The 2244-nt window shown below is 48.9% G+C and carries 1 protein-coding gene and 1 pseudogene; one reads left to right on the plus strand and one right to left on the minus strand.

All coding sequences use genetic code 11. The annotated features are described in order from the left end of the window. A partial coding sequence (gene uvrC, locus E2K52_RS14165) for an excinuclease ABC subunit UvrC (RefSeq protein ID WP_151205651.1) occupies window positions 1-1575 on the minus strand: 1575 nt, incomplete at its 3' end. A 221-nt stretch (window positions 1576-1796) separates the two neighbouring features. Between uvrC and E2K52_RS14170 the strand changes: the two are divergent. Next, window positions 1797-2244: pseudogene (locus E2K52_RS14170) on the plus strand (ATP-dependent Clp protease ATP-binding subunit); the annotation flags it as partial.

Below are 2244 nucleotides of genomic sequence, written 5' to 3' on the forward strand. Positions count from 1 at the left end.
TTCATCACGCACCTGCTGGATCAGATGCAATGCCTTATGATCTTCCGGAAGCTGAATCTTGCTGCCATCGGTAAAATGCAGGGTTTCCAGACCCGGCCTACGGCCTTCGCCCTTGGATACCCCGATCATAAAGGCATCCAGCCCCAGCTCCTGCATCACCTCCATAGCCATATGCAGCTGACCTTTGCCGCCGTCGATCAGCAGTAAATCCGGCAGCATGGCCTTTTTATAACGCCGAGTTAGGGCCTGACGCATGGCCGCATAATCATCACCTTCAGTAATGTCATGAATGGAAAACTGGCGATAATCCCGTTTCCGGGCACCCCCACTGTCAAAAACCACACAGGAGGCCACGGTATCCTCACCCATCGTATGTGAGATATCAAAACACTCAATCCGGTCTACCGGACGACCGACCACCTGCTCTAGCTGATGGAAGCGTTCATTCAGTTCAAAATGATTGGCCAGCCTGCCCTGAATGGCATTCTGCACATTCATTTCGGCCAGCTCCAGCCACTCGGCCCGGGTTTCCCGGACTCTGGACTTGATCTGGATTTTTTTGTCAAAATGCTGGGACAATGCGGCTTCCAGCTCCTTGCGATCAGCCACCTCAATATTGACGATCAGTTCTGTCGGAATTTCATCGGCCACCTGAAAATAAAAATTAGCAATAAAATCTGCCAACATCTGCCCCAGATCATCACTGAGCATGTCCGGGAAATAGCCTTTTCCCCCCAACATTTTGCCATTACGCACATGCATGATCTGCACACAGGTCACACCGGCCTGAGAGGCAATCGCCAAAATATCAGCCTCGCCCTTGACCTTATAAATCGCCTGCTGGGCCTGCACATCACGCAGCAAGGCCATGCGGTCCCGGAAAAATACCGCTTTTTCAAATTCCAGATTTTCTGCCGCAGCTTCCATTTTGGCAATCAGTTCCTGGTTTAACTCCCGGGTATCACCACGCAGGAAACGGATTGAATTATCAACATCTTCCTTATAGTCTTCTGGCGAGATAAAGCCGACACAGGGCGCTGAACAGCGCTTGATCTGATATTGCAGACAAGGCCGGGTACGGTTGGCAAAAAAACTGTTTTCACAGGAGCGGACATTAAACAGTTTTTGCAGAATCACCAAAGTATCACGTGCATTATAGGCACTCGGATAAGGCCCAAAAAACTTGCCGACCTGATGCTTCCCCTTGCCGCGTCCACTGGCCAGACGCGGATAGGGCTTATCCGCCGAGACAAAAATATAAATATAGGACTTATCATCGCGCAGCATGATGTTATAGGGCGGGCGATGCAACTTGATCAGGTTTTGCTCTAAGAGCAAGGCTTCGGTTTCCGAACGCACGATCAGGGTTTGAATGTCATAAATTCGCGCCACCAGAGCCTGAGTTTTGGGATGATCAATGGTTTTGACAAAATAGCTGGATACCCGGTTTTTCAGGTTCTTGGCTTTTCCCACATACAACAATTCACCATCTTTGCCATACATCCGGTAGACCCCGGGCAAGGTGGTCATATGGGCCAAGATTTTTTCAATATGAGGGCGTGCGTTCTCGTTCACCTAAAACCTATTTTTCACCTGCAATATGCAGATATATGTGATGTTTCTTGTGTCATTTTCAAGCAATAATACAAAATTAGCCAGAACGGGGCAGCTAAATCAACAGATTGAGGCAGAGCGGACAGTTATAAGTCCTCCGCCATGCGGTGATTGCTAAAAGCTATAAATTGCCTGCGCGATCTTTGCTATGCTCAAGCTGTTCTATCTCGAGATGATCCAAGATGACCAGTTCCCCATCCGGTATTCATATTGCGCAACCTGCGACCTCCAGCCAGAGTCGCGCTGAACGGGACCGCCTGATCGGGAAACCACGTTTTCATTTTGAGCCTGAGTCGGTCATGCAATTCCTGCGCGAGCGCATTATTGGACAGGATGCTGCCTTAACTGAAATCGAGAACATGCTGCATGTGGTCAAAGCCGATTTTTCCAGCCCGGAACGACCGCTTTCAGTGACTTTAATGCTCGGCCCTACCGGCGTCGGTAAAACGGAAACCGTACGCCTGATTGCTGAGGCAATTTATGGCCGTCCGGATGCCTTCTGGCCAATTTTACTAAAAGATAATCTGGATGTAGCGGGTCATATAACGTATGCCGGTACAGTTTATCTAGATCAAAAAGCGTTAGCAAACTGCGAACTGGCTGATCAGTTACAAAATTTAGGTTTTGTAA

Source organism: Acinetobacter sp. RF14B (genome assembly GCF_006864105.1).
GTDB classification, from domain to species: domain Bacteria; phylum Pseudomonadota; class Gammaproteobacteria; order Pseudomonadales; family Moraxellaceae; genus Acinetobacter; species Acinetobacter lwoffii_C.